This window comes from Nonomuraea sp. NPDC049784, assembly GCF_040659615.1.
GTDB lineage: Bacteria > Actinomycetota > Actinomycetes > Streptosporangiales > Streptosporangiaceae > Nonomuraea.
The window spans coordinates 1-4,372 of record NZ_JBFAMX010000752.1 but is presented as its reverse complement, the minus strand read 5'-3'; the positions used below and the strand labels follow the sequence as shown (position 1 = coordinate 4,372).

6 protein-coding genes and 1 pseudogene are annotated in these 4,372 nt (G+C 71.5%); 2 read left to right on the top strand and 5 right to left on the bottom strand.

Annotated features, from left to right (window positions below):
- Both AB0J09_RS57680 and AB0J09_RS57675 read left to right on the top strand, forming a co-directional pair.
- Positions 1–646, top strand: a 646-nt coding sequence (locus AB0J09_RS57680) for a molybdopterin cofactor-binding domain-containing protein (RefSeq protein ID WP_360711479.1), incomplete at its 5' end; no start/stop codon positions are given.
- Positions 647–697: 51 nt separating this feature from the next.
- A complete protein-coding gene (locus AB0J09_RS57675) occupies positions 698–1,201 on the top strand; it encodes a DUF6328 family protein (RefSeq protein ID WP_360711476.1) in 504 nt (167 codons plus the stop codon).
- Here AB0J09_RS57675 and AB0J09_RS57670 read toward each other — a convergent pair.
- The 5 genes and pseudogenes from AB0J09_RS57670 to AB0J09_RS57650 all read right to left on the bottom strand — a co-directional run.
- Entirely contained in the window at positions 1,150–1,467 is a 318-nt protein-coding gene (locus AB0J09_RS57670) for a monovalent cation/H(+) antiporter subunit G (protein ID WP_360711473.1), read from the bottom strand. The two genes, AB0J09_RS57675 and AB0J09_RS57670, sit on opposite strands and share 52 nt — an antisense overlap.
- Before the next feature lie 10 nt (positions 1,468–1,477).
- On the bottom strand, positions 1,478–1,738 hold the full coding sequence (locus AB0J09_RS57665) for a monovalent cation/H+ antiporter complex subunit F (protein WP_360711470.1): 261 nt from the start codon (positions 1,736–1,738) through the stop codon (positions 1,478–1,480).
- Positions 1,735–2,238, bottom strand: a complete 504-nt coding sequence (locus tag AB0J09_RS57660; RefSeq protein WP_360711467.1) for a Na+/H+ antiporter subunit E — start codon at positions 2,236–2,238, stop codon at positions 1,735–1,737. Before AB0J09_RS57660 ends, AB0J09_RS57665 begins: the two co-directional genes overlap by 4 nt.
- The gene (locus AB0J09_RS57655; protein ID WP_360711482.1) at positions 2,235–3,788 is read right to left on the bottom strand and encodes a Na+/H+ antiporter subunit D; all 1,554 of its coding nucleotides are present in this window, start codon (positions 3,786–3,788) and stop codon (positions 2,235–2,237) included. Before AB0J09_RS57655 ends, AB0J09_RS57660 begins: the two co-directional genes overlap by 4 nt.
- 162 nt (positions 3,789–3,950) lie before the next feature.
- Positions 3,951–4,372: pseudogene (locus tag AB0J09_RS57650) on the bottom strand (Na(+)/H(+) antiporter subunit C); the annotation flags it as partial.

The window sequence follows — 4,372 nt, the reverse complement described above, 5'->3', positions numbered from 1 at the left end:
CGGCGCGCTGGGCGTCCCGCCCGACCGGGTGCACGTCGAGCTGGGCGACAGTGACCTGCCGGACGCGCCGCTCGCGGGCGGCTCCATGGGGACGGCCTCGTGGGGCACGGCGGTCGTGCGGGCCTGCGAGGCGCTCAAGGTGAACGGCACCGTGGGCCGCGCGGACACCACCGAGGAGATCAAGCAGGCCGCGGAGCTGGCCAGGCACGCCTTCGGCGCCCAGTTCGCCGAGGTGCGGGTGAACTCCGTGACCGGCGAGGTGCGCCTCTCGCGCCTGCTCGGCGTGTTCGCCGCGGGGCACATCGTGGACGTGAAGCTGGCCAGGTCGCAGTTCATCGGGGGCATGACGATGGGCATGGGGATGGCGCTGATGGAGGAGACGTTCACCGACGAGGAGTTCGGCGGCTTCCTCCGGCGCGACCTGGCCCAGTACCACATCCCGGCCTGCGCGGACGTACCGGACATCGAGGCGGTCTGGCTGGAGGAGGAGGACAGCGAGCTCAACCCCATGGGCAGCAAGGGCATCGGCGAGATCGGCATCGTCGGCACGGCCGCCGCCATCGGGAACGCCGTGTACCACGCCACCGGCCACCGCGTGCGCGACCTCCCGATCACCCCGGCCAAGATCCTCAACCAGATGTTTTAGCCCGCTTTGCCAAGGAAGGAGGATTCTCTCGTTCCAGAGGCGGGAGGCGGCGTGAAGAACGAGTCGGACCAGGAGCGGGCGGACCGGAACTTCGTGGAGCTCCTGCAGGGCGCGCGCGTGGCGGTGACCGGGGTGCAGGTGCTGTTCGCGTTCCTGCTGACCGTGCCCTTCTCGCCGGGATTCGCCAAGCTGGACCTGGCCGACCGGTGGCTGTTCTACGTGGCGCTGGTCAGCGCCGCGGTCGCGTCGATCTGCTATATCGCGCCGACCGCGCAGCACCGCGTGCTGTTCAGGCAGGGCCGCAAGGAGACGCTGGTACGGCGCTCCAACCACTACGGCATCGTGGGCGCGCTCGCGCTGGCGGTCTCCATGGCCACGGCCACCATGCTCGTGATCGACTACCTCTTCGGCCCCGCGCTGGCCTGGACCACCGCGGGGATCCTGGCGGCGCTGGCCCTGTGGACCTGGTTCGGCCAGGCGGCGCTCAACCGGTCGGACAAGGATCAGTCCTCCGGTGGGAGCTCGGTGTCGTCGTCGGCTCGCTCCCGCGAGTAGGCCGCCCGCGCCACCATGTACGCCGCCACCGACACGGTGATCACCTGCGAGAAGCCCGCCAGCAGCAGCGGCCCGGCGTTCGCCCAGGTGGGCCGGTGCAGCCACATGGCCAGCAGCACCAGCAGCACGCCGAGCACCTGCGGCTTGGTGCCGGCGTGCATCCGGTCCAAGGTGGTGCGGAAACGGACGAGCCCGGCTCCGGCCGACAGCGCCAGCCCCGCGCCCAGCAGCAGGCAGACGGCCGCCGCCACGTCGAACGCGCTCACCGCGCCTCCCTCATCGTGACCTCCCCGAGAAGAACCTGGCCAGCGACACGGACCCGACGAACCCCAGCAGCGACAGCACCAGCAGGATCGGCAGGTCCGAATAGTCATCCATGACCACGGCGAAGGCCCCGGCGACGCACATCGACAGCGAGGTCAGCACGTCGAGCGCCACCGCCCGGTCCAGCATCGTGGGCCCGCGCCCCACCCGGTAGAGCGTGGCGAGCGCCGCGCACCCGAGCAGCCCGAGCGTCACCAGGTACACCACCGTCATGGCAGCTCCTGCCTGTCCCGCCAGGTGCCGAAGGCCGCCACGACGCGCGACTCCAGCCCGGCCACGTCCGCCCGCACGGCCTCGGTGACGTCACCCGGACGTCCCAGCACGTGCAGGACCAGCTCGCGCTCCTCGCGGTAGAGCTCCACCACGAGGCTGCCCGGCACGGTCGACAGCGCGATCATGATCATCACGGTCATGGACTCCGACGACGTGCGCAGCCGTACCCGGACGATCTGGGTGGGCGGCACACCGGGCCGCACCACCCAGAGCACCACCCGCGCGGTCGAGACCATGAGGTCCCGGCCGAACCAGAGCAGGAAGCCCACCAGCGCCACCGGGTGGATCCTGATGCCCGGGTCGAGGACGGGCAGCGGCAGCAGCGACGTCACCACCAGCCCGGCCGCCAGCCCGCCGAGCACGTTGCCGGCCGTCAGGTCGCCCCACAATGTCACCCACACCACCGCCAGCCAGGCGATCAGCGCCAGCCGGGGCTTCACGGCCGCCTCCCGAGCACGGCCGCGACGTACGGCTCGCGGGCCGTCAGCTCCACGGCCGCCCGGTGCGCCAGCGCCGACAGCGGCCCGGCCAGCACCGTGAACGACAGCCCGATCACGACCAGCGCCGCCACCGCCGCCGGCAGCGCCACCGGGAACGCGGTCGTCGTGACGGTCGGGTCCTCGCCCGTGTACTCCTCGCTCTCCATGACCGTGCCCACCCGGACGGCCCTCGGTCCGCCCCAGAACGCCTTGGCCCACGTCTTGGCGACGGCGTACAGGGTGAGCAGGCTCGTCACCAGGCCCGCCACCACGAACGTGACTGGCAGGGGCCCGCCGTGGGCCAGGCTGGCCTGCACCAGCAGCACCTTGCCGAGGAAGCCCGACATGGGCGGGATGCCTGACAGGTTCATGGCCGGCACGAAGAACAGCACGGCGAGCAGCGGCGCGGTCTTCATCAGGCCGCCCATCCTGGACACCGACGTGGTGCCGGTGCGCTGCTCGACCAGCCCGGTCACCAGGAACAGGCTCGTCTGCACGGTGATGTGGTGGAGCATGTAGAAGATCGCCCCCGCCAGCCCGGCCACCGTGGACAGGCCCACGCCGAACACCATGTACCCGATGTGGCTGACCAGGGTGAACGAGAGCATCCGTTTGAGGTCGGTCTGCGCGACCGCGCCCAGCACGCCTGCCAGCATCGTGGCCAGCGCCGCCCACATGAGCAGCGTGGACACTGGCCCGCCAGGGAACAGCAGGGCCTCGAGCCGGATGATCGAGTAGACGCCGACCTTGGTGAGCAGCCCGGCGAACACGGCCGTCGCCGGGGCGGGCGCGGTGGGATAGGAGTCGGGCAGCCAGGCCGACATGGGGAAGATCGCCGCCTTGATCGCGAAGGCGAGCAGCAGCGTCAGCTCCACCAGCATCGCCACCTCGCCGGGCAGCCTGGCGAACCGCTCGGCGAGCTGCGCCAACGACAGGGTCCCCGTGGCGGCGTACGTGACGGCCAGCGCGATCAGGAACAACATCGACGAGGCGAGGGCCATCAGCGTGTACGTGGCGCCCGCCCGGATCCTCGACTCGGTGCCGCCGAAGGTGAGCAGCACGTACGAGCTGCTCAGCAGCAGCTCGAAGGCCACGAACAGGTTGAACAGATCGCCCGACAGGAACGCGTCCGCCACCCCGGCCACCATGACCAGGAAGGCCGGGTGGAAGATCGCCATGGGGGCGTCGTGCTCCTGCTCGGCGTAGGCGTTCGCGACCGAGTAGACCATGACGAAGAACGTCACCGCCGACGACACCAGCAGCACCAGCGTGGACAGCCGGTCGGCCACCAGGCAGATGCCGATCGGCGCCGGCCACCCGCCCAGGTCGGTGACCAGCGGTCCGCGCGCATCGGCCGCGACCAGCAGCAGCGCCGACACGACGACCGAGACGGCCAGCGTGGCCAGGCTGATCGCCGACTGCAGCCGGCGCAGCCGTCCTCCCCCGATCGCGAGCTTCATTCCGGCTGCGAGGAGCGGCAGCAGCACGGGCACGCACACCAGGCGCTCCATCACCGGCGCCCCTCGCGGCTGGGCGCCCCATCGTCGGCGGCGCGCTCTCCTTCCCCTCTTCCCCCAAGGGACCGCAACCCCGTGCGGTGGGAGCGTGTCCACCCCGCTGACCAGGGTTGTGGCCCTTTCGGAGGAAAGGGCGGGATCGGGCGGTCCATGGGGTCAGTCCTCGCCTTCCAGCTCGGGGTCCTGTGCGAGGGCCTGCCGCTCCCGCTCCTCCCTGATGGCCGCCCGCATCTGCCTGCGCGCATCCCGCTGGCGCGCCTTGAGCCTCCTCCGCATCGCCCGCTCCCTGGCCGCCTGCTCCTCCCGCCCCCGCGCGTGCTGCTCCCGGAGCTCCTCGATGCGCTCGAGGTTGTCCATGGCCACCGTGTCGTCCCGGAGCCCGGCCTCCTCGAAGCGCCGATGCATGTCCTCCTCCGACAGCCCCTCCTGGCGGCGGTCGCGCATCCACTGCTCGAGCTCGGTGTGCACCCTGGCGATGCGCTGCTCCATGTCCGCCTCCTGCAGCCGCTCCCGCTCCGCCTGCTCGGCCTCCAGACGGGCCAGCTCGGCCCGCTGCTCGGCGAGCAGCCGCCGGTAGG

Bases quoted from the DNA above. Each gene is read 5' to 3' on its own strand.
- AB0J09_RS57655 (WP_360711482.1), bottom strand. From the start codon at position 3,788: ATGGAGCGCCTGGTGTGCGTGCCCGTGCTGCTGCCGCTCCTCGCAGCC.
- AB0J09_RS57665 (WP_360711470.1), bottom strand. From the start codon at position 1,738: ATGACGGTGGTGTACCTGGTGACGCTCGGGCTGCTCGGGTGCGCGGCG.